General features: G+C 58.1%; 24 protein-coding genes. 17 read left to right on the top strand and 7 right to left on the bottom strand.

Going from position 1 to position 19,973, the window contains the following annotated elements:
• The 14 genes from AC2FH2_RS03735 to AC2FH2_RS03670 all read left to right on the top strand — a co-directional run bounded on the left by AC2FH2_RS03735 (position 1) and on the right by AC2FH2_RS03670 (position 11,143).
• Positions 1 to 558, top strand: a complete 558-nt coding sequence (locus AC2FH2_RS03735) for an HK97 family phage prohead protease (protein ID WP_142633177.1) — start codon at positions 1 to 3, stop codon at positions 556 to 558.
• A gap of 35 nt (positions 559 to 593) precedes the next feature.
• Entirely contained in the window at positions 594 to 1,772 is a 1,179-nt protein-coding gene (locus AC2FH2_RS03730; RefSeq protein ID WP_496822896.1) for a phage major capsid protein, read from the top strand.
• 171 nt (positions 1,773 to 1,943) lie between these two features.
• Complete coding sequence (locus AC2FH2_RS03725) at positions 1,944 to 2,543, top strand: head-tail connector protein (protein ID WP_271947603.1); 600 nt, start codon at positions 1,944 to 1,946, stop codon at positions 2,541 to 2,543.
• A complete protein-coding gene (locus AC2FH2_RS03720) occupies positions 2,540 to 2,878 on the top strand; it encodes a phage head closure protein (protein ID WP_271947601.1) in 339 nt (112 codons plus the stop codon). Before AC2FH2_RS03725 ends, AC2FH2_RS03720 begins: the two co-directional genes overlap by 4 nt.
• The gene (locus AC2FH2_RS03715) at positions 2,875 to 3,288 is read left to right on the top strand and encodes a DUF3168 domain-containing protein (protein ID WP_282027347.1); all 414 of its coding nucleotides are present in this window, start codon (positions 2,875 to 2,877) and stop codon (positions 3,286 to 3,288) included. Before AC2FH2_RS03720 ends, AC2FH2_RS03715 begins: the two co-directional genes overlap by 4 nt.
• A 20-nt stretch (positions 3,289 to 3,308) precedes the next feature.
• Positions 3,309 to 3,722, top strand: a complete 414-nt coding sequence (locus AC2FH2_RS03710) for a phage major tail protein, TP901-1 family (RefSeq protein ID WP_142633188.1) — start codon at positions 3,309 to 3,311, stop codon at positions 3,720 to 3,722.
• Positions 3,723 to 3,724: 2 nt separating this feature from the next.
• Positions 3,725 to 4,045 (top strand): gene transfer agent family protein, encoded by a 321-nt coding sequence (locus AC2FH2_RS03705; protein ID WP_142633190.1) that lies wholly within the window; start codon positions 3,725 to 3,727, stop codon positions 4,043 to 4,045.
• Positions 4,042 to 4,251 (top strand): rcc01693 family protein, encoded by a 210-nt coding sequence (locus AC2FH2_RS03700; RefSeq protein WP_271947596.1) that lies wholly within the window; start codon positions 4,042 to 4,044, stop codon positions 4,249 to 4,251. Before AC2FH2_RS03705 ends, AC2FH2_RS03700 begins: the two co-directional genes overlap by 4 nt.
• A complete protein-coding gene (locus AC2FH2_RS03695; RefSeq protein ID WP_271947594.1) occupies positions 4,238 to 4,900 on the top strand; it encodes an RcGTA-type gene transfer agent tail tape measure protein in 663 nt (220 codons plus the stop codon). Before AC2FH2_RS03700 ends, AC2FH2_RS03695 begins: the two co-directional genes overlap by 14 nt.
• 15 nt (positions 4,901 to 4,915) lie before the next feature.
• Positions 4,916 to 5,548 (top strand): DUF2460 domain-containing protein, encoded by a 633-nt coding sequence (locus tag AC2FH2_RS03690; RefSeq protein ID WP_281971926.1) that lies wholly within the window; start codon positions 4,916 to 4,918, stop codon positions 5,546 to 5,548.
• Positions 5,548 to 6,435, top strand: a complete 888-nt coding sequence (locus AC2FH2_RS03685; RefSeq protein ID WP_281971927.1) for a phage/gene transfer agent baseplate hub protein — start codon at positions 5,548 to 5,550, stop codon at positions 6,433 to 6,435. The genes AC2FH2_RS03690 and AC2FH2_RS03685 overlap by 1 nt, the downstream gene beginning before the upstream one ends.
• Positions 6,432 to 6,878, top strand: coding sequence for a C40 family peptidase (locus tag AC2FH2_RS03680; RefSeq protein WP_496822893.1), 447 nt, complete (start codon positions 6,432 to 6,434; stop codon positions 6,876 to 6,878). The genes AC2FH2_RS03685 and AC2FH2_RS03680 overlap by 4 nt, the downstream gene beginning before the upstream one ends.
• Positions 6,879 to 10,841: a baseplate multidomain protein megatron gene (locus AC2FH2_RS03675; protein WP_496822892.1), complete on the top strand. Its 3,963-nt coding sequence runs from the start codon at positions 6,879 to 6,881 to the stop codon at positions 10,839 to 10,841.
• Positions 10,842 to 10,846: 5 nt separating this feature from the next.
• Positions 10,847 to 11,143 carry a DUF7742 family protein gene (locus AC2FH2_RS03670; RefSeq protein WP_496688410.1) on the top strand — a complete coding sequence of 99 codons (297 nt, stop codon included), beginning with the start codon at positions 10,847 to 10,849 and terminating at the stop codon, positions 11,141 to 11,143.
• On the opposite strand, the gene AC2FH2_RS03665 is transcribed toward AC2FH2_RS03670, so the two are convergent.
• On the bottom strand, positions 11,124 to 11,462 hold the full coding sequence (locus AC2FH2_RS03665; RefSeq protein WP_496688408.1) for a TraR/DksA family transcriptional regulator: 339 nt from the start codon (positions 11,460 to 11,462) through the stop codon (positions 11,124 to 11,126). The genes AC2FH2_RS03670 and AC2FH2_RS03665 overlap by 20 nt on opposite strands.
• Before the next feature lie 84 nt (positions 11,463 to 11,546).
• Between AC2FH2_RS03665 and cysE the strand changes: the two genes are divergently transcribed.
• Positions 11,547 to 12,356, top strand: a complete 810-nt coding sequence (gene cysE, locus AC2FH2_RS03660) for a serine O-acetyltransferase (RefSeq protein ID WP_142633207.1) — start codon at positions 11,547 to 11,549, stop codon at positions 12,354 to 12,356.
• A gap of 60 nt (positions 12,357 to 12,416) precedes the next feature.
• Here the strand turns inward: cysE and AC2FH2_RS03655 are convergent, their stop codons facing one another.
• The 5 genes from AC2FH2_RS03655 to AC2FH2_RS03635 all read right to left on the bottom strand — a co-directional run bounded on the left by AC2FH2_RS03655 (position 12,417) and on the right by AC2FH2_RS03635 (position 17,904).
• Positions 12,417 to 13,721 carry a pyruvate dehydrogenase complex dihydrolipoamide acetyltransferase gene (locus tag AC2FH2_RS03655; RefSeq protein ID WP_281994465.1) on the bottom strand — a complete coding sequence of 435 codons (1,305 nt, stop codon included), beginning with the start codon at positions 13,719 to 13,721 and terminating at the stop codon, positions 12,417 to 12,419.
• Positions 13,722 to 13,736: 15 nt separating this feature from the next.
• The gene (locus AC2FH2_RS03650) at positions 13,737 to 15,107 is read right to left on the bottom strand and encodes a pyruvate dehydrogenase complex E1 component subunit beta (protein ID WP_271947583.1); all 1,371 of its coding nucleotides are present in this window, start codon (positions 15,105 to 15,107) and stop codon (positions 13,737 to 13,739) included.
• A 15-nt stretch (positions 15,108 to 15,122) separates the two neighbouring features.
• Entirely contained in the window at positions 15,123 to 16,112 is a 990-nt protein-coding gene (pdhA, locus tag AC2FH2_RS03645) for a pyruvate dehydrogenase (acetyl-transferring) E1 component subunit alpha (protein ID WP_142633213.1), read from the bottom strand.
• Positions 16,113 to 16,287: 175 nt separating this feature from the next.
• Positions 16,288 to 16,587 (bottom strand): FtsB family cell division protein, encoded by a 300-nt coding sequence (locus tag AC2FH2_RS03640; RefSeq protein WP_185956602.1) that lies wholly within the window; start codon positions 16,585 to 16,587, stop codon positions 16,288 to 16,290.
• Positions 16,588 to 16,713: 126 nt separating this feature from the next.
• On the bottom strand, positions 16,714 to 17,904 hold the full coding sequence (locus tag AC2FH2_RS03635; RefSeq protein ID WP_496693403.1) for a phosphoglycerate kinase: 1,191 nt from the start codon (positions 17,902 to 17,904) through the stop codon (positions 16,714 to 16,716).
• 133 nt (positions 17,905 to 18,037) lie between these two features.
• Between AC2FH2_RS03635 and AC2FH2_RS03630 the strand changes: the two genes are divergently transcribed.
• Both AC2FH2_RS03630 and AC2FH2_RS03625 read left to right on the top strand, forming a co-directional pair.
• Complete coding sequence (locus tag AC2FH2_RS03630) at positions 18,038 to 18,544, top strand: peptidylprolyl isomerase (protein ID WP_271947577.1); 507 nt, start codon at positions 18,038 to 18,040, stop codon at positions 18,542 to 18,544.
• Positions 18,537 to 19,085, top strand: coding sequence for a peptidylprolyl isomerase (locus AC2FH2_RS03625; protein ID WP_142633219.1), 549 nt, complete (start codon positions 18,537 to 18,539; stop codon positions 19,083 to 19,085). Before AC2FH2_RS03630 ends, AC2FH2_RS03625 begins: the two co-directional genes overlap by 8 nt.
• Before the next feature lie 59 nt (positions 19,086 to 19,144).
• On the opposite strand, the gene aqpZ is transcribed toward AC2FH2_RS03625, so the two are convergent.
• Positions 19,145 to 19,831 (bottom strand): aquaporin Z, encoded by a 687-nt coding sequence (gene aqpZ, locus AC2FH2_RS03620; protein ID WP_271947574.1) that lies wholly within the window; start codon positions 19,829 to 19,831, stop codon positions 19,145 to 19,147.
• Positions 19,832 to 19,973: the final 142 nt, after the last annotated feature.

Genomic DNA, 19,973 nt, shown 5'->3' with positions numbered 1-19,973 from the left:
ATGGAGAAGATTATGGATTTGGAGCATAAGTTCGCACGGTTCGGAGAGGGCCTTTCGGTGACCGAGGACGCGGTGATCGAAGGTTATGCCAGCCTGTTTGGACAGGTGGATCAGGGCAGTGACGTGGTGCAGAAAGGTGCGTATCGCGGTTCCCTTGAGGGGCTGGCTACAGCGGGCCAAAGGGTCAAGATGCTGTGGCAGCACGATCCGGCGCAACCCATCGGGGTTTGGGACGAGGTGCGCGAGGACGACCGGGGCCTGTGGGTCAAGGGCCGTCTGCTGAAAAGCACGCAAAAGGGCCGCGAGGCGGCCGAGTTGATCCGGGCGGGCGCAATGGATGGCCTGTCGATTGGCTATCGTACCAAGCGCGCCGTGAAGAATGACAAGGGCCAGCGGGTCCTGACCGAACTGGAGCTGTGGGAGGTGTCGCTGGTGACGTTCCCGATGCTGCCCAGTGCGCGGGTGGCGGCAAAGGGGGTGGACCCCGAGGCCGAGAACACCTGGCGCAGTATTGCCGAGGTGTTTGATCACGCCCGGCAGGAGCTGGCGCGAACCTAGCGCGCCGAAACCTCACCCCCAAAAAGGAAGTGCTGATGAGCAAGACCGAAACCCCGGCCTTGACCGGAGAGGGTGTGCCCCTGGTTCAGGAGGTGAAGCAGGCGATGACTGGCTTCGTGAACGAATTCAAGGGCCTCAAGACTGAAGTTAAGACAAAATTGCAACAGACAGAAGAGCGATTGACCATGCTGGATCGTAAATCAACCATCGCGGCACGCCCGCATCTTGCAGCCTCAATCGAGGACGGCGCACCGCATCAGAAGGCCTTTGATGCCTATGTGCGCTCGGGTGAGGATGACGGCCTGCGTGGGCTTGAGATGGAGGTGAAATCGCTCTCGAGCGCTGTGAACAGTGACGGTGGGTACCTGATTGACCCGCAAACCGCCGAGATCATCAAATCGGTGCTGAAATCTACGGCCTCTATCCGCTCGATTGCTTCGATCGTAAATGTCGAGGCGAACTCGTTCGATGTTTTGATCGACCACACGGATGTCGGTGCGGGCTGGGCGGATGAAAATGCTGCGGCGAGCGAAACCAGCACCCCGTCGATTGACCGGATCTCGATCCCGCTGCACGAGTTGAGCGCACTGCCCAAAGCCTCGCAGCGACTGCTGGATGACAGCGCGTTCGATGTCGAGGGTTGGCTGGCCGGTCGTATCGCGGACAAGTTTGCACGCGCTGAGGCTTCGGCCTTTATCAACGGCGACGGTGCGGACAAACCCAAGGGTATTCTGAACCACGCCAAGGTCGACAACGATGTCTGGGATTGGGGTAACATTGGTTATATCCCCACCGGCATCGATGGCGGTGTCGAGGCGGATGCCATTGTGGACGTGGTTTATGCGCTGGGTGCGCAGTACCGGGTCAACGGGACCTTCGTGATGAACTCGAAAACTGCTGGTCTGATCCGCAAGCTGAAAGACAGCGATGGCCGCTTCTTGTGGTCGGACGGTCTGGCTGCTGGTGAACCGGCACGTCTGATGGGCTATCCGGTGCTGATCGCCGAAGATATGCCGGATGCGGGAACCGACAGTTTCTCGATTGCCTTCGGTGACTTCCAGGCGGGCTATACCATCGCCGAGCGCCCGGACCTGCGCGTATTGCGCGATCCCTTCAGCGCCAAACCGCATGTTCTGTTCTATGCGACCAAGCGCGTCGGCGGCGATGTCAGCGACTTTGCTGCGATCAAACTCGTGAAATTCGGCACCGCCTAAAGCGGGCTGAATCCCGGGGGGCCTTCGCCCCTCGGGGCGGCGGGCGCGGGTCGGGGCGAGACCCCTGCGTTGTCTAGCTGCTCCCCTCCGTCCGAGCAACGTGGGGCGGCGCGTGCCCGTCAATTCCTGAAGTTACGGCCCCGGAGGGGTCCGAGATTGCGGAGTGAATGGATGATGTTGATCGAAGAAACCGCCATCGCGGATGCGGCGCTGCCGGTGGATCAGTTCAAGGCGCATTTGAGGCTGGGAACAGGCTTTACTGGTGCCAGCGTGCAGGATGAAGTGCTCAAGGGCTTCTTAAGGGCGGCGATTGCTGCGATTGAGGCGCGTACCGGGAAGGTACTTATCACGCGTGAGTTTTCCTGGAGCCTTAACAGTTGGCGTGACCCTGCGGGCGAAGTGCTGCCTGTGGCTCCGGTCTCGACCATCAATACGGTCAGTTTGACGGATGCAGCGGGTACTGAAACCGCCGTTTCGTCTGACAGATACAGATTGGATCGCGATAGCCAGCGCCCGCGGATACGCCCTGCCGGGGCTGTCTTGCCCGCTATTTCGACCGGCGGATCCGTGAAGATCGCGTTTATCGCCGGTATTGCCGGGGAATGGTCAAACTTGCCGGCAGATCTTGGGCAGGCGGTTCTGTTGTTGGCCGCGCATTACTATGAATACCGGGATGAGACCACGTTGGGTGCCGGCTGTATGCCCTTTGGCGTGACCAGCCTGATCCAACGCTATCGTGTGGTTCGTTTTGGTGCAGGGGTGACCCAATGAAGGCACCCCGGCTGAATAGAAAACTGTTGCTTGAATCCTCTGTGCGCACCGCTGATGGCGCCGGTGGGTATCTGGAAACATGGGTCGCCTTGGGCTCGGTTTGGGCCGAAGTCACTGCGCGCAGCGGGTCAGAGAGAAATGTTGCAGGGTTGCCGGTTTCGCGTGTCGGCTACCGGATTGTGGTTCGTGGCAAGCCAGAAGGATCGAGCATGCGCCCCTCGCCGGATCAGCGGTTTGCGGAAGGCACACGCCGTTTCGTTATCCGCGCCGTCGCCGAGCGAGACCCGCGCGGCCAGTACCTGATCTGCTTTGCGGATGAGGAGGTGGCGGTATGAGCTATGGCGTTTCAGCCGCGTTGCAGGCGGCAATCTACCAGAAATTGTCGGAAGACACACAGATCAGCACTCTTTCAGGTGGAGCGATCTATGACGCCGTTCCAGCGGGTTCAGTTCCGCAAACCTATGTGACGCTGGGCCCGGAAGAGGTGCGCGATGCCTCGGACCGATCGGGGACCGGTGCCATCCATCGTTTCACGGTGTCCGTCGTGTCCGAAGCTGCCGGGTTCGGTGCAGCAAAAACGCTGGCGGGGGCGATTTGTGACGCCTTGGACAGTGCAGGGCTGACCCTGGATCGAGGCCGATTGGTCGGGCTGTGGTTCGAACGTGCCTCGGCCCGTCGGACCGGAACGGGCGGCGCGATCCGCCAGATCGACCTGAGATTCCGCGCCCGCGTGGAAGACGATTAAGTAATCAACGGAGAGAGTAAATGGCTGCCCAGAACGGAAAAGACCTGTTGGTCAAAGTGGATATGAACGGCTCAGGCCTGTTCGAGACCATTGCAGGGCTGCGTGCCACGCGGGTCAGTTTCAATGCGGAAAGTGTCGATGTCACCAGCCTGGAAAGCCAGGGTGGCTGGCGCGAGCTATTGTCGGGCGCGGGGGTCAAGTCGGCCTCGATCTCGGGCTCGGGCGTATTCAAGGACGCGGGAACGGATGAGCGCGCGCGACAGCTGTTCTTTGACGGTGAGACACCTGGTTTTCAGATCATCATCCCGGATTTCGGGATTGTTGAAGGTGCGTTCCAGGTGACCGGCATCGAATATGCGGGCTCTCACAATGGTGAAGCGACCTATGAAATGAGCATGGCAAGCGCCGGTGCTCTGACCTTTACGGCGCTGTAACGATGGCCAATCCGTGGACGGGAGAGGTGGCGCTGACCATCGATGGAGAGCAACGGGTTCTGAAGCTGACGTTGGGCGCTTTGGCGGAACTGGAACGGGAGTTGGGCACAGGGACACTGGTTGAACTGGTGCAACGGTTCGAAGGCGGCGCCTATTCCAGCGGTGATGTTCTGGCGCTTATCGTCGCCGGGCTGCGGGGGGGCGGGGCCAATGTCACCCGCGCCGATCTGCTGAGTGCCGAGATTGAGGGCGGGCCAATGCACGGCGCGTGTGCTGCGGCCGAGTTGTTGGCAAGGGCCTTCATGGTGCCGGGGCAGGCATGAGCGGGTTCGACTGGCCCGCATTGATGCGGGTCGGATACCTCAGCCTACGCCTGACACCAGATCAATTCTGGAGCCTTACCCCGGCCGAGTTGCGGCTGATGCTGGGGCATGGCGCGGGCATGCCTTCGATGAACAGAATGGGTCTGGACGCGTTGCTGGCGGCCTATCCGGACAAGACAAAAGGAGAGCGTGATGACGGATCGTAACGGGTTGGAAGACCTGCAGGAGCGGGGCGAGGCGCTTGGCGACTCGTTGGGTGATGCGGCATCGATGGCTGCGGCATTTGATGGGCAGATGAAGCGCATCAAAGCAGCCTTTGAGGAAACGGGCAAGGATGTTGCAACGCTGGAGCGTGGCATGTCCGGTGGCCTGCGACGGGCGTTCGATGGTGTCGTGATGGACGGAATGAACCTGTCCGATGCGCTGGACGTGTTGAAGAACTCGATGATCCGCACCGCTTATTCTGCTGCGATCAAACCGGTCACGGATCATTTCGGCGGCCTTCTAGCCAATGGGATCGGAGGTTTTGTGAAGGGCATTCTTCCTTTTGCTGACGGCGGCAGCTTCAGCCAAGGACGGGTGATGCCCTTTGCCAACGGTGGAGTGATCAGCGGTCCAACCACGTTTCCAATGCGTGGGGGCACCGGGCTGATGGGCGAGGCTGGCCCCGAGGCCATCATGCCGCTGGCCCGCGGTACCGATGGGAAATTAGGTGTGCGCATGTCTGGCGGCGGCTCTGCGGTGAACGTGGTGATGAACATCACCACCCCGGACGTGCAGGGTTTTCGTCGAAGCCAAAGCCAGATCGCGGCCCAGATGAGCCGCGCGCTGGGCCGTGGCAATCGCAATAGGTAGATCAGGGAGCAGACCATGAATTTCCACGAAGTGAGATTTCCGGCCAGCCTGAGTTTTGGTTCGGTCGGTGGGCCCGAGAGGCGCACGGATATTGTGACGCTGGCAAACGGGTTCGAAGAGCGCAATACCCCTTGGGCGCATTCGCGGCGGCGCTATGATGCCGGTTTGGGGATGCGGTCCCTGGATGACATCGAAACGTTGATCTCCTTCTTCGAGGCGAGGCAGGGGCAGATGTTTGGATTTCGCTGGAAAGACTGGTCCGATTTCAAATCTGGTGCGGCTACGGGCGAAGTTGCCCAAGGCGACCAGATCATTGCGCAAGGTGATGGTGTAGCGACAGAATTCCAGCTGGTAAAAACCTATTCCTCGGGTGGATTCACTTATGTAAGGCCGGTCGTCAAACCCGTATTGGGAACCGTCCGCGTGGGCGTCGAGCAGGATGAGATGCGTGAAGGTGTCGACTTCGAGGTGGATCTGAACTCGGGGTTGGTCACGTTCTATTCGCCTCCGCCTGAACGGGTTGATATCACCGCCGGCTTTGAATTCGATGTGCCAGTGAGGTTTGACACCGACAAGATCCAGACAAGTGTCGCGAGTTTTCAGGCAGGGGACGTTCCGAACGTGCCAGTGGTCGAGGTGCGTGTCTGATGGCTGGTGACAAACAGGCCCTGCAGGCCCATCTGCAGAGCGGTCTGACAACGACCTGTCGGTGTTGGGCGATTACGCGCACAGACGGTGTTCAGCTTGGCTTTACCGACCATGACCTGAAGCTGAGCTTTGAAGGCCTGGACTTCAATGCAAGTTCGGGTCTGACGGCGGCCGCGATCGAGCAGGCAACGGGGCTGTCCATTGATAACTCGGAAGCAATGGGTGCGTTATCGGATGTCGCAGTAACCGAAGAGGATATCGAATCCGGTCGCTTCGACGGGGCCGAGGTGCGGGCATGGCTTGTGAACTGGGCCGATCCATCGCAGCGAATGTTGCAGTTCCGCGGATCAATTGGTGAATTGCGACGGGCAGGTGGGGCTTTTCATGCCGAACTGCGGGGCCTGACAGATAAGTTGAACCGACCTTTGGGCCGGATTTACCAAAAGCCCTGCACAGCCGTGCTGGGCGACAAGGCGTGCGGGTTCAACACCGATGCCCCGGGATATTCTGACGAAGCCGAAATCGTCGGTTTGACGGGGGGCAGTATTTTGCAGCTGCGAGGGGCGGAAACTCACCTTGAGGCATGGTTTGAACGTGGGCGGCTTGATGTGCTGACAGGCCGTGCGGCTGGGCTGTGGGGGGCGGTCAAGAAGGACCAAAAGACCGACACAGGTCGATCGGTCGTTCTGTGGTCTGCAATCAGCGGAGGATTGGCCGAGGGCGACAAGGTAAGGCTGACCGCGGGTTGTGACAAGCGCATGGCGACCTGTCGTGTGAAGTTCAATAATATCAATAATTTCCAAGGTTTTCCTGACCTGCCTTCCGAAGATTGGGTGATGGCCGTTCCCAAGAACAACGGGGCGAACCGCGGAGGCAGCAGACGATGATCCCGATAAAGCAAAGCATTGTTGATGAGGCCCGAAGCTGGCTTGGTACCCCCTATGTTCATCAAGCTTCTGTCAAAGGGGTCGGAACAGACTGTCTGGGCCTGCTGCGCGGCGTATGGCGGGCGGTGCTTGGGCAAGAACCTGAGGCCGTACCGATCTATAGCATGGATTGGTCTGAACCACAGGGCGAAGAGCGTATGTGGGCCGCAGCACGCCGCCATCTTATCGAGAAAGACCCGGCATGGTTTTCGGTCGGAGACGTGTTGCTGTTTCGTATGCGGGAAAGTGGCGTTGCCAAGCATTTGGGGATTGTCAGCACCTGTCGAGACATCCCTCGGTTCATTCACGCTTATTCCGGACATGGCGTTGTTGAAAGCGCCCTGAGCGACCCGTGGCGACGGCGGGTTGTTTCTTGTTTTGAGTTCCCCACGGAGGATATCTAGATGGCGACGATATTACTGTCTGCGGCGGGTGCCGCAGTTGGCGGAGCCATTGGCGGGACGGTTGCGGGGCTGTCCACGGCAGTTATCGGCCGTGCCATTGGTGCCACTCTTGGGCGTGTCATCGACCAGCGTTTGATGAGCCAGTCGGTCATGGGCAGCGGCAGCGAAGTTGTAGAAACGGGCCGATTGGACCGTTTTCGCCTTACTCAGACGGGCGAGGGCGCCGCTGTCGCCAACATCTTTGGTCGGATGCGTGTCGGGGGGCAGGTTATCTGGGCTTCGGATTTTCTGGAAGCCCGCAGCACCAGCTCTACCACGCAATCGGTTGGGGGTGGCAAGGGATCCCCCAAGCAGCCCGAGGTTACAACGACCACCAACAGCTACAGCTATTCAGTTTCATTAGCGGTCGCGTTGGGCGCGGGGCAAATATCTGACGTTCCGCGTGTCTGGGCGGATGGCGAAGAGATTGAGCGCAGCAGTTTGAATATGCGCGTCTATCCTGGCACCGACGATCAGCTGCCCGATCCGTTGATCGAAGCAATCGAAGGTACTGGAAATGTCCCGGCCTATCGTGGCACCGCCTATATTGTGATCGAAGATTTGAGGCTGGGCGCTTTTGGAAACCGCGTCCCGCAGTTCTCGTTCGAGGTCGTGCGGCAAGAGCAGCCTGGTTTGCCTGATACCGAAAATTCTCTGTCACGTATTGTACGAGGCGTGGCACTAATGCCTGGGACCGGTGAATATGCATTGGCGTCCCAGCAGGTGAATTACACAAAAGGTCGCGGCCGCAGTTGGGCGGCCAATGTGAATTCAACCTCTGGTTTGCCTGATCTCGTGACGTCCACACAAGCCTTGAAAAGTGAACTTCCGGGCTGTGAAGCCGCCTCTTTGGTTGTGTCCTGGTTCGGAAGTGATCTGCGATGCGGTCAATGCAAGATACAACCAAAGGTTCTGCAAAATGGTATCGAAGGCAAAAATATGTCCTGGGGTGTCGCGGGGCTGACAAGGGCAACCGCCCAGATCGTTCGTCAGGAAAATAACGAGCCCGTCTATGGCGCGACACCAGCGGACGCGTCGGTCATTCAAGCGATCCAACACCTTAAGCAAGAGGGGAAGCGGGTCATGTTCTACCCGTTTATCCTGATGGATCAGATCGGTGGAAACGGATTGCCCGATCCGTGGTCAGACGCCAGCGATCAGCCCCACCTTCCCTGGCGCGGTCGCATCACCCTGAGCGTTGCGCCTGGGCGGGACGGGTCTCCGGACCAGATGGCTGAGGCCGATGTTCAGGTGTCCGATTTCTTTGGTCAGGCGCGAGCGGATGATTTTGTTATCGGAAACGGCACGGTTTCCTATTCTGGCCCGCAGGAATGGGGGTTGTGCCGATTTATTCTTCACTACGCTGCCTTGTGTAAGGCGGCAGGTGGGGTGGACTCCTTCTGTATCAGTTCGGAAATGCGCGGTCTTACCCAGATTCGTGGCCTAAACGGATTTCCGGCCGTTGAGCAGCTGCGCGTTTTGGCAGGGCAAGTGCGTAGTATTCTGGGGCCAGACACAAAGATCGGTTATGCGGCGGACTGGAGCGAGTATTTCGGCTACCAGCCAAATGATGGCAGTGGGGATCGCTACTTCCACCTCGATCCGCTTTGGGCGGATGACAACATAGATTTCGTCGGTATCGACAACTACATGCCTCTGTCCGACTGGCGGGACGGTGAAGATCACGTGGATGCGGATGCCGGCGCAAAATCCATCTACGATCTTTCCTATCTGCGTGGGAACATCGAAGGTGGCGAAGGCTATGACTGGTATTATGCCTCGCCCGAAGAAGAGGCGGCACAAATCCGTACGCCGATCGGAGATGGTTCACATAACGAGCCGTGGATCTGGCGTTATAAGGACGTTCGCAACTGGTGGTCACAACCGCATCACGAGCGAATCAATGGTGTGCGTAGCGATAACCCGACTCTTTGGTTGCCAGAGTCCAAGCCCATCTGGTTCACTGAGCTCGGTTGTGCGGCAGTAGACAAAGGCACCAACCAGCCCAACAAGTTTCTAGACCCTAAATCTTCAGAATCCGGGTTGCCGAAATATTCAAACGGGCTTCGGGACGACTTTCTGCAGACGCAATACCTCAGGGCGGTTCTTGGCTATTGGTCGGACGCAGATATCAATCCTGTTTCATCCAGCTATGGCGGCCCGATGGTGGACGTGTCCAATGCCTATGTCTGGGCGTGGGATGCGCGGCCCTATCCGACCTTTCCAAACCTGCGCAGCCAGTGGAGCGATGGGGCCAACTATGCCCGCGGCCATTGGCTTAATGGGCGTTCCGGCTCACGAACGCTGGCCTCTGTTGTGACCGAGCTTTGCCATGCTGCCGGTGTTACCGAGATTGATGTCTCGGGCCTTTACGGTTCCGTTCAGGGCTATGCGGTTGAACAGGTTTCGGATGCCCGTTCGGCATTGCAACCGCTCATGCTGCGGTATGGTTTCGATGCGCTTGAACGCGAAGGAAAACTGATCTTTCAGATGCGGGATGGCGCACGTGCCCTGACCCTGAATGAAGAGCAGTTGGCCATCACTTCGGACATTGACGGACACGTGGAATATCGCCGCGAGGCTGAGGCGGAAATGTCTGGCCGTGTCAGGCTGCGCTTTGTTCAGTCTGATGCTGACCATGAAATAGCCTCGGAAGAGGCTGTGTTGCCTGATGATGAAACCCATTCGGTATCGGTAAATGAGATGCCGTTGTCCATGACGCGGGCCGAGGGGCGTCAAACGGTGGAACGCTGGCTGTGTGAGGCGCGTGTCTCGCGTGAAACGGCTAGGTTTGCATTACCGCCTTCGCTTTTGAATGTCGGGGCAGGGGATGTTGTGCGGCTGGTCAGTGGTGGGCAGGACGCGCGCTATCGCATTGACAGGCTTGAACAGGTCGAAATGCAACTGGCCGAGGCTGTCAGGATCGAGCCCGGCGTTTACACACCGCCAGATGCCCCCGCTGATGAAGTTACGACGAAGCCATTTGTCGCTCCGGTGCCGGTGCTGCCGGTATTCTTGGACCTGCCTCTGATCACCGGTTCCGAAGTGCCGCATGCGCCATATCTTGCGGTTGCAGCAGACCCCTGGCCAGGAAGCGTTGCGGTGTACGCCGCATCAAGCGATGAGGATTACGCGTTGCAACAGGTGATAACAGGGCAGGCCATTTTAGGCTTCACCGAAAGCCCGATGCGAAGGGCCAGTGTCGGACTTTGGGACGAGGGCGATGCCTTACGTGTCAATCTTGTAGATGGCGTCCTGGAGTCCCGTCCACGGTCTGCCTTGTTAAGCGGGGCAAATCTTGCGGCGATTGGCGACGGAACGCCGGACAACTGGGAGGTGTTCCAATTCGCGGATGCGGCTTTGCAATCGACAGGTGCCTACTCCGTGTCCGGGCGGTTGCGCGGTCAGCTGGGGACAGATGCGATTATGCCCGATCTCTGGCCCGAAGGATCAATGTTCGTGTTGTTGGACGAACGTGTCTTCCAGACAGGGTTGTTGCGGTCGGAACGTGGCCTGACCAAACATTATCGCATTGGCCCTGCAACCAGAGGGTATGAAGATCCCTCTTACGAGCATCTGGTCGAGGCCTTTGAAGGCAATGGTTTGCGGCCCTATGCCCCCTCTCATCTTCGCGTGCAGCAATCCAGCTCGAGGGACGTGTTCTCATGGGTGCGGCGGACACGTCTGGATGGCGATGACTGGTCCGGGCTGGATGTGCCGTTGAATGAAGAAACCGAAGCCTACCTTGTTCAGGTTCGGCAGAATGGTAGCCTGATCCGCGAAGAGGTCGTTGCCCAGCCGGATTGGCACTATACGTCATCCATGAAGGCCACGGATACTGTTACAGGGTCTTATGAGGTGTCGGTTTCGCAGATATCTGCGGCTTACGGACCCGGATTGCCTGTCAGGCTGCAGGTCGGATAGGCGCGGTGCGGCCCGTATTGCACGGAGATGTCAGCGCGGCGGCGCGTGTTTTGTTGAACGCGCCGCCCGATCAGCGTGACCGTTTATGCCGACGTATGATTGCCGAAGCTGAAACGGCTGATGGCCATGTAAGTAAAACAGGGCGGCTACACCCGTTGTTCGGCAACGGTTCGTTAATGGCTGCGGCGCGAAACCGGCACCTTGCCGCCGAACCCTCATTCGATGATCTGCAGTATTGCCGGTGTTTTGAGACGGTGCTGCGTCATTTGATCCGGTTCCGCATTAACCAGAAGCACAGCTGACACATCTGGTTGCGGCGAGGTCCAATTCAAGTCGGCCATTTGGAATCGGCTCGCCGCAATCTTCGCAGAATCCGTATTCTTGACTTTCAATCCGCTTCAGCGCGGCCAAAAGGCGTCGGTATTCCAGGTCCCGATTGACTTGGTGCGCCTTGGCCATGGCCTGGTTCTGTAGCGCATCCATCCGGCTCAGACGACCGATAGATTGTTGATCCAGTTCAACAACAGATTGCGCATCTTTCCCGGCCTGCGACTGGCGCTCCAATTCGTCCATCCTGGCACGGATTTTCTCGTTGATTTGCTTCAGGTCAGCCTCATTCATTTTCGTTGCTTTGCCGATCACGGGTTTGCGTTTGGCGTTTTAGCCACTAAATGGCATTCTAGGCGCAGCAAAGGATCAAAAGCCATGTTGGAAAAGCGCAGTCATGTCACACCTGTAGATCCCGTTTGGGATCGCATCACGACCGAGGCTCAGGCCGCGGTCGAGAATGAACCACTGATGGGTGGATTGGTGCACGCCTGTATTCTGCATCATCGCAGCCTGACCAGAGCATTGTCCTATCGCGTTTCCGCTAAACTATGCTCGAACGAAATGTCGATGATGGTTCTGCGCGAGATCGTGGACGAAGCTTATGCTGACGATCCCCATTTGATTGAGGCCGCCCGCGCAGACCTGATGGCGGTCTACGAGAGGGACCCGGCCTGCCACCGTCTTCTGCAACCGATTCTGTATTTCAAGGGTTATCAAGCGATGCAGGCCTACCGCGTCGCCCATTGGCTATGGCTCAAGGGGCGATATGATCTGGCCTATTTCTTCCAGATGCGGTCCTCCGAAATCTTCGGCATCGACATTCACCCGGCTGCCAAAATCGGTAAGGGGATCATGATCGACCATGCTCATTCCATCGTGATCGGTGAAACGGCCATCGTTGGCGACAATGTTTCGATGTTGCATTCGGTCACGCTGGGCGGGACCGGAAAAGAAGAGGAGCAACGTCACCCCAAGATTGGTGATGGCGTTTTGATCGGCGCCGGCGCCAAAGTCTTGGGCAATATCAAAGTGGGCCATTGTAGCCGGATTGCCGCCGGTTCGGTGGTGCTGCAAGAGGTGCCACCATGCAAAACTGTTGCCGGTATTCCGGCCAAGATCGTCGGTGAAGCAGGATGTGACCAGCCCTCGATCTCGATGGATCATATGCTGGGCAAAGATCACTAGATCTGAAGGTTCTTAAAGAAAAAGGCCGCCCAGTAGAGGCGGCCTTTTTTTAGCCAGATATCAGGCTAGCATGACCATCGGGTTTTCCAGATTGTCGACGATCGCCTGCAGCAGCTGCGCACCGAGGGCACCGTCGATGACCCGGTGATCGACCGACATCGTAACCGACATGACTGTTGCAACCGTCAGTTCGCCATCGTCACCAACAACTGGTTTCTTTGCGCCAGTGCCGACGGCCAGAATGCCCGCATGCGGTGGGTTCACGATAGCGTCGAAATTGTCGATGCCGAACATGCCCAAGTTCGAGACCGCAAATGTGCCGCCCTGATACTCATGCGGGGCCAGCTTGCGTTCGCGGGCACGGGCAGCCAGGTCCTTCATCTCGGTTGAAAGCGCTGACAGCGACTTGGTGTCGGCGTCTTGCAGGACCGGCGTGAACAGGCCACCTTCGATCGCGACGGCAACGGCCACGTCCGAGGGTTTCAGCTGCAGAACCCGATCTCCCGCCCAGACGGCGTTGCATTCGGGCACCTGTTGCAGCGCATTGGCCAGGGCCTTGATGATGAAGTCATTGACGCTGAGTTTGAGGCCGCGGGCCTCAAGTTGCTTATTCAACTGACCGCGGAATTTCAGCAGTGCATCCAGCTTGATATCCCGGCGTAGATAGAAATGCGGGATTGTTTGTTTGGCCTCGGTCAAGCGCGCGGCGATGGTTTTGCGCATCCCGTCCAGCTTAACCTCTTCGTAATCGCGGGATTCGTACATCCGCATGACCATATCCGTCGAGGGGCCGGTTGGCGCGGCTGTGGAGGCTGGTGCTAATGCGGCCTGTACAGGGGCAGCCGCCACAGCAGGGGCTGCGGTTGCGCTTTCGACATCCGCCTTGACGATACGCCCATGTGGGCCGGATCCACTGATTTGCGCTAGGTCGAGACCTTTTTGCGCAGCGATGCGACGAGCCAGGGGCGAGGCGAAGATACGACCGCCATCTGCCTTGACCGGCGCTGCCGGGGCGGGGACGGGCGCTTCGGACGCCGCTGGAGCGGAGGCCTCGTTGCCCGTGGCGGCTGGCGCCGCCGCCGGAGCCGCTGCAGGCGTTGCACTGATATCATCAGCGCTTTCGCCTTCTTCCAGCAAAACCGCGATGGCGGTGTTGACCTTGACCCCTTCGGTTCCTTCAGGGATCAGGATTTTGCCGATTGTGCCTTCGTCAACGGCCTCGAACTCCATCGTGGCCTTGTCGGTTTCGATTTCGGCGAGCAGATCTCCGGAGGAGACTGTGTCGCCCTCTTTGACCAGCCATTTGGCAAGCGTGCCTTCCTCCATGGTCGGCGACAGGGCGGGCATCAGAATTTCGGTGGGCATCTGTCTGTTGCTCCCTTACCGGTAGGTCACTTGTTTGACGGCTGCGATCACCTCGTCGGTGGTCACCAGCGCCAGTTTTTCGAGGTTCGCTGCATAGGGCATCGGAACATCCTTGCCGGTGCAGTTGATGACAGGCGCGTCGAGGTAATCAAACGCTTCCTGCATCACCACCGATGAAATGTAGCTGCCGACCGAGCCTTGCGGCCAGCCTTCTTCGACGGTCACAAGACGGTTGGTTTTCATCACCGAATTGATGATTGCGCCTGTGTCCATCGGGCGGATGGTGCGCAGGTCGATCACTTCGGCGCTGATGCCGTCCTCGGCCAGTTTATCGGCGGCTTCCAGTGCGAACTGCATGCCGATCCCAAAGCTGACGATGGTCACGTCTGTGCCCTCGCGCCAGATGCGGGCCTTGCCCAACGGAATGCTCAGGTCATCCACCTGCGGTACTTCGAATGAACGACCATAGAGGATTTCGTTTTCCAGGAAGATCACCGGGTTCGGGTCACGGATCGCGGATTTCAGCAAGCCTTTGGCGTCGGCCGCTGAATAGGGCATGACGACCTTGAGGCCGGGGATCTGCATATACCAGGCTGCATAGTCCTGGCTGTGCTGGGCTGCCACGCGGGCGGCGGCACCGTTCGGACCCCGGAACACGATGGGACAGCCCATCTGACCGCCGGACATATAGAGCGTTTTCGCGGCCGAGTTGATGATTTGGTCAATCGCCTGCATGGCGAAGTTGAAGGTCATGAACTCGACAATCGGTTTCAACCCGCCAAAGGCCGAACCAACTGCGATCCCGGCAAAACCATGTTCGGTGATCGGGGTGTCGATTACGCGCTTAGCGCCAAATTCATCCAGCAAACCTTGCGAGATTTTATAAGCGCCCTGATACTCCGCGACTTCTTCACCCATGAGGTAGACGTCACCGTCATTGCGCATTTCTTCGGCCATGGCGTCGCGCAGGGCTTCACGCACGGTTTCGGACTTCATCTCGGCATCAGCTGGCCAATCTGGGGACAGATCTACCTTAGGTGCGGCTGGGGCAGAGACAGGAGTAGGGGCCTCAACCGCAGCAGGGGCGGCTTCGGTCGTCGCTGCGGCTGCGGGTGCAGCCGCGGGCAGGGCGGAGGCGTCTTCGCCTTCTTCGACGAGGATGGCGATAGGGGTATTTACTTTGACCCCTTCGGTGCCTTCAGCGATCAGGATCTTGCCCATGATCCCTTCATCAACGGCTTCAAACTCCATCGTGGCCTTATCTGTTTCGATTTCGGCCATGATATCGCCGCTTGATACGGTGTCGCCTTCCTTGACCAGCCATTTGGCCAGGGTGCCCTCTTCCATCGTGGGGGAAAGGGCGGGCATGAGAATTTCGGTTGCCATGTCTTAATCGTCCTCTCAGGCGTAGATATCTGTCCAAAGCTCGTCCAGCGACGGCTCGGGGCTTTCTTTCGAGAATTCAGCGGCTTGATTGACGATCTCCTTGATCTCTTTGTCGATCGCCTTCAGGTCATCCTCGGTCGCGTGTTTGCCGGAAAGCAGCAGCTCGCGGACATGTTCGATCGGGTCGCTTTGTTCGCGCACCTTCTGAACCTCTTCGCGGGTGCGGTACTTGGCCGGGTCGGACATCGAGTGTCCGCGATAGCGATAGGTTTTGATTTCCAGAATGTACGGACCTTTGCCCGCGCGGCAATGAGCGACAGCCTTTTCGCTGGCCTCTTTGACCGCTAGCACATCCATGCCGTTGACGATCTCGCCAGGGATGCCGAACGCCTCGCCCCGATGGTAGATGTCTTTGGTCGAAGTCGAACGTGCCTGGGACGTCCCCATGGCGTATTGGTTGTTCTCGATCACAAAGATCACCGGCAGTTCCCAGATCGCGGCCATGTTGAAGGTCTCATAGACCTGCCCCTGGTTTGCGGCGCCGTCCCCGAAATAGGTGAAGGTGACGCGGCCGTTTTCCTGATACTTGTCGGCAAAGGCCAGACCGGCACCCAGAGGAACCTGCGCCCCGACGATGCCGTGACCGCCATAGAAATGCTTCTCTTTCGAGAACATATGCATCGAACCGCCTTTGCCCTTGGACAATCCGCCCTCGCGCCCGGTCAGTTCTGCCATTACGCCGCCCGGATCCATGCCGCAGGCCAGCATATGCCCATGATCGCGATAAGAGGTGATCCGCTTGTCACCTTCTTCGGCGGCTGCTTCCAGTCCCACAACAACTGCCTCTTGACCGATATACAGGTGGCAGAAACCACCGATCAGACCCATGCCGTATAGCTGGCCAGCCTTTTCTTCGAATCGGCGGATCAGCAACATTTCACGGTAATAGGTCTTGAGTTCTTCCGCAGAAACGTTTGGTTTCTTTGTGGTTTTTCGCGCAGCCATTGTGGCGATCTCCCCCTCTCGGCAAGATAGTTTAGCGTTAAACTATCTAATAGAACATTTGAGGCTTTCTGGCGAGTGGAAATATTGCGCTGTGGTTTGACACGCGGAAAACCGTTCAGGTAGGGACGTATGCGTTACCACAGCAAGGATTTCCGACGAAGAATTTTGGTCCCGCTCAGCGGATGACAATCTCATCCGAGCGGATCATACCAAGGATCGAGCGCGCCTGCTGATCCAGTAAATCGAGGTCAAGATAGGTGTCTGAAAGCCTGCGGGTCAGATTTTCCATTTCGGCGATTTCGGTGCTCAACGCTGCAAGGTCGCGCGACAGAGCATCCCGTTCCGCTGCAATCTCGACCCGTCGAAACAGGCCATAGTCTCCCTGGACGGCAGCAAAGGTGAAATACACACCCAGCATGAAAGCCACCGAGAAAAAAGCAACTGAGCCCAAACCGGGCCGATGGGAACGGGACACTCTGTTTACCGCCGTATGAAGTCTGCCTCAATGTCGTGCCATTATGCTTGGCATCTGACTGCACTATGTCACAGGTGATTCGGCTTGTGAATCCCCCGATTCGCAAAATTACCCGTGCAGCTGAATTTATTGTTCCAGCGCGGCGACACCGGGCAAGGTTTTACCTTCCATCCATTCCAGGAATGCGCCGCCTGCTGTCGAGATATAGGTGAAATCCCGCGCCGCGCCGGACGCGTTCAGGGCGGCTACGGTATCACCACCGCCCGCGACCGAGACCAACTGGCCCGAACGGCTGAGCGCGGCAGCTTTCAGTGCGGCCGCATTCGTTGCGGCATCGAACGGTTCCAGTTCAAAGGCGCCCAAAGGGCCGTTCCAGATCAGGGTTCGGCTTTGGCTGATGATTTCAGTGATAGCGGCGACACTCTTGGGGCCTGCATCCAGGATCATGCCGTCTTCGGGGCATTGGTCTGCGGGCAAAACCTGATGCGGCGCATTGGCCTGGAAGGCTTTTGCGACAACCACGTCACACGGCAAAACGATCTGGCATCCAGAGTTTTCCGCCTTGGCAAGAATCTCTGCGGCAGTGTCTTTCATCGCGGTTTCGGCCAGCGATTTGCCGACACTGATACCTTGTGCCACCAGAAAGGTGTTGGCCATGCCACCGCCGATGATCAGGTGATCCACCTTGTCGATCAGGTTGCCCAGCAGCTCTAGCTTGGTTGACACTTTTGCCCCACCGACCACCGCTGTCACCGGACGCTCGGGCGCGCCAAGGGCGCTTTCAAGTGCTTGCAGCTCGGCCTGCATCAGCCGACCAGCGCAGGCAGGCAGCAGGCGAGCGATAGCTTCGGTTGAGCTGTGGGCGCGGTGCGCAGCGGAAAAGGCGTCGTTGCAATAGACCTCGCCCAGTTTGGCCATGCCAGCAGCCAGATCAGGATCATTCTTGGTTTCAGCAGCATGAAAACGGGTGTTTTCCAACAGCAATACTTGCCCGGCTTGCAGAGTGTCTGCGACAAGCTCGGCCTCGGTGCCGACGCAATCGGCTGCGAACAGAACCTGCGCACCAAAAGCGCTTTCCAATGTGGGGATAAGTTGTTTCAGCGACAGGCTTTCGCGCCGCTCTCCGCCCGGGCGTCCGAAATGGGCCAAAAGGATAGGCTTGCCACCTGCAGCGAGAATATCGCGTACTGTGGGTACGATGCGCTGAATCCGGGTAGCGTCGGTCACGACCCCATCCACCACGGGCACATTGATATCCACGCGCACCAGCACGCGCTTACCGTTCAAGTCCATATCGTCCAGTGTTTTCCAGCCCATCGCGCGATCCTCGTGTTTGGCAACCGATCTAGGCGGTTCTTTTCCTGCATTTTGCCCTCAGGTCAATGCGTCACTTGGCTTTCGCGTGCGTGGCGCATAGGTATTTGCGCAAGATAAACGACAGGAGGGCCACATGGCCGAGATCAAGGATCCCGAAAACACAATCATCATCGAGCTGAAGGGCGGCAATGTCGTCATCGAGCTGCTGCCAGATGTGGCCCCGCAGCATAGCGCTCGGATGAAGGAACTGGCGCGCAGCGGTGAATATGACAACGTGGCATTTCACCGTGTGATCGACGGTTTCATGGCGCAAACCGGTGACGTGCAGCACGGCGATATGGAAGACGGATTCAACCTGCGCAGTGCAGGCACAGGCGGGTCATCGCTGCCGAATGTTCCGGCAGAGTTTTCAAAACTGCCGCATGATCGCGGCACGTTAGGCGCGGCTCGGTCGCAGAATCCGGACTCGGCCAATTCGCAGTTTTTCATCAACTTTAGCGACAACCATTTCCTGAACGGCCAATACACGGTCTATGGCCGTGTTATCGACGGGATGGAGCATGTGGACGCCATCGTTCGGGGCGAGCCGCCCGCAAGCCCGGATCGTATGATCAGCGTCAAGGTGGCTGCCGATGTATAAGCTGGCCGCCGCATTTGTCCTGCTGGCCGGTCCTGCACTGGCCACGGGCCTTGAGATCGAGATTGAGGGCGAGGGGGCCAATGGCACCGTAACCGTTGATCTGTTTGACGATATTGCCCCCAAGCATGTTGAACAAATTAGCGCCCTTGCCGCTGCTGGTCAGTATGATGGCGTGGTGTTTCACCGCGTGATCGACGGCTTCATGGCTCAGACCGGTGACGTTGAACACGGTCGGGTGGGTGGCGATATGCGTCGTGCCGGTACTGGTGGTTCGGATCGGCCGGATCTGCCAGCTGAGTTCTCGGACTATAACTTTGATCGTGGTGTTATTGGCATGGCGCGGGCGCAGGATCCCGACAGTGCCAACTCGCAATTCTTCATAATGTTTGAACCTGGGCCGTTCCTGAACGGTCAATATACGGTTGTCGGTCAGGTTACTGACGGTATGGACGTTGTTGATGCGATCAAGCGAGGCGAAGGCCCGAACGGAGCCGTAATCGGCCAGCCGGATGCGATGAAAAAGGTCACCGTGACCGAATAGATAAAAGGACCCCGGTGCCTGGTCAGGTGCCGGGGTCTTTTTGTAAGCGTGCGCTTGGGTCAGTCGTCAGACATGGCCTTCCAGATCAGCGCACCAATCGCGCCACCAATCAGCGGGGCAACCCAGAACAACCATAGCTGAGCCAGCGCCGGCCCATCGGCAAACAGGGCAACACCGGTTGACCGTGCCGGGTTGACAGATGTGTTGGTCACCGGGATCGAGATCAGGTGGATCAGCGTCAGCGCCAGACCGATGGCAATCGGCGCGAACCCTGCCGGAGCACCGCTTGAGGTCGCGCCCAGAATGATCAGGATGAAAAATGCCGTCAGCACGATCTCGATCACCAAGGCGGACATCATCGAATAGCCCATGGGTGAAGCCTCGCCATAGCCATTGGAAGCAAAGCCTCCAACCCCGGCGAAATCTGGTGCGCCGCTGACGATCAGGTACAGAACAGCCGCTGCTGCAATGGCTCCGATAACCTGAGCAATCCAATAGGGCAGCAGATCCTTAGCCGGGAACCGTCCGCCGATCATTAAACCCAGACTGACTGCCGGATTGAAATGCCCGCCTGAAATGTGGCCAACGGCAAATGCCATAGTCAGCACTGTTAGGCCAAAGGCGAAAGATACGCCCAACCAGCCGATACCGACATCCGCGACGCCAGCCGCTAAAACAGCGCTGCCGCAACCGCCAAGCACCAACCAGAATGTACCGAAAAATTCAGCCATGAGTTTTGTTGACATGAAATGTCCTCCGAAAACCAACGGGCTGTAGTGTAATCCAAAACACAGAAATATCGAAGCTACTCATCACACATAGAAATTCGGCGGAGAATGAAGGGGTATTTGAGCGCGCTTGCCACGTCAAAAGTGGGCAGATAGACCT

It is taken from the genome of Ruegeria sp. YTSA105 (assembly GCF_059610225.1).
The sequence above is the reverse complement of the archived record's forward strand: the minus strand, read 5'-3'. Positions and strand labels throughout refer to the sequence as shown.

Coding starts and splice junctions, on each gene's coding strand:
- AC2FH2_RS03725 (WP_271947603.1), top strand. CDS start 1,944: ATGATGTTGATCGAAGAAACCGCCATCGCGGATGCGGCGCTGCCGGTG.
- AC2FH2_RS03625 (WP_142633219.1), top strand. CDS start 18,537: ATGTATAAGCTGGCCGCCGCATTTGTCCTGCTGGCCGGTCCTGCACTG.
- AC2FH2_RS03720 (WP_271947601.1), top strand. CDS start 2,540: ATGAAGGCACCCCGGCTGAATAGAAAACTGTTGCTTGAATCCTCTGTG.
- AC2FH2_RS03690 (WP_281971926.1), top strand. CDS start 4,916: ATGAATTTCCACGAAGTGAGATTTCCGGCCAGCCTGAGTTTTGGTTCG.
- AC2FH2_RS03635 (WP_496693403.1), bottom strand. CDS start 17,904: ATGGGCTGGAAAACACTGGACGATATGGACTTGAACGGTAAGCGCGTG.
- AC2FH2_RS03730 (WP_496822896.1), top strand. CDS start 594: ATGAGCAAGACCGAAACCCCGGCCTTGACCGGAGAGGGTGTGCCCCTG.
- cysE (WP_142633207.1), top strand. CDS start 11,547: ATGTTGGAAAAGCGCAGTCATGTCACACCTGTAGATCCCGTTTGGGAT.
- AC2FH2_RS03700 (WP_271947596.1), top strand. CDS start 4,042: ATGAGCGGGTTCGACTGGCCCGCATTGATGCGGGTCGGATACCTCAGC.
- AC2FH2_RS03685 (WP_281971927.1), top strand. CDS start 5,548: ATGGCTGGTGACAAACAGGCCCTGCAGGCCCATCTGCAGAGCGGTCTG.
- AC2FH2_RS03655 (WP_281994465.1), bottom strand. CDS start 13,721: ATGCCCACCGAAATTCTGATGCCCGCCCTGTCGCCGACCATGGAGGAA.
- AC2FH2_RS03665 (WP_496688408.1), bottom strand. CDS start 11,462: ATGAATGAGGCTGACCTGAAGCAAATCAACGAGAAAATCCGTGCCAGG.
- pdhA (WP_142633213.1), bottom strand. CDS start 16,112: ATGGCTGCGCGAAAAACCACAAAGAAACCAAACGTTTCTGCGGAAGAA.
- AC2FH2_RS03675 (WP_496822892.1), top strand. CDS start 6,879: ATGGCGACGATATTACTGTCTGCGGCGGGTGCCGCAGTTGGCGGAGCC.
- AC2FH2_RS03630 (WP_271947577.1), top strand. CDS start 18,038: ATGGCCGAGATCAAGGATCCCGAAAACACAATCATCATCGAGCTGAAG.
- AC2FH2_RS03735 (WP_142633177.1), top strand. CDS start 1: ATGGAGAAGATTATGGATTTGGAGCATAAGTTCGCACGGTTCGGAGAG.
- AC2FH2_RS03715 (WP_282027347.1), top strand. CDS start 2,875: ATGAGCTATGGCGTTTCAGCCGCGTTGCAGGCGGCAATCTACCAGAAA.
- AC2FH2_RS03680 (WP_496822893.1), top strand. CDS start 6,432: ATGATCCCGATAAAGCAAAGCATTGTTGATGAGGCCCGAAGCTGGCTT.
- AC2FH2_RS03695 (WP_271947594.1), top strand. CDS start 4,238: ATGACGGATCGTAACGGGTTGGAAGACCTGCAGGAGCGGGGCGAGGCG.
- aqpZ (WP_271947574.1), bottom strand. CDS start 19,831: ATGTCAACAAAACTCATGGCTGAATTTTTCGGTACATTCTGGTTGGTG.
- AC2FH2_RS03710 (WP_142633188.1), top strand. CDS start 3,309: ATGGCTGCCCAGAACGGAAAAGACCTGTTGGTCAAAGTGGATATGAAC.
- AC2FH2_RS03650 (WP_271947583.1), bottom strand. CDS start 15,107: ATGGCAACCGAAATTCTCATGCCCGCCCTTTCCCCCACGATGGAAGAG.
- AC2FH2_RS03705 (WP_142633190.1), top strand. CDS start 3,725: ATGGCCAATCCGTGGACGGGAGAGGTGGCGCTGACCATCGATGGAGAG.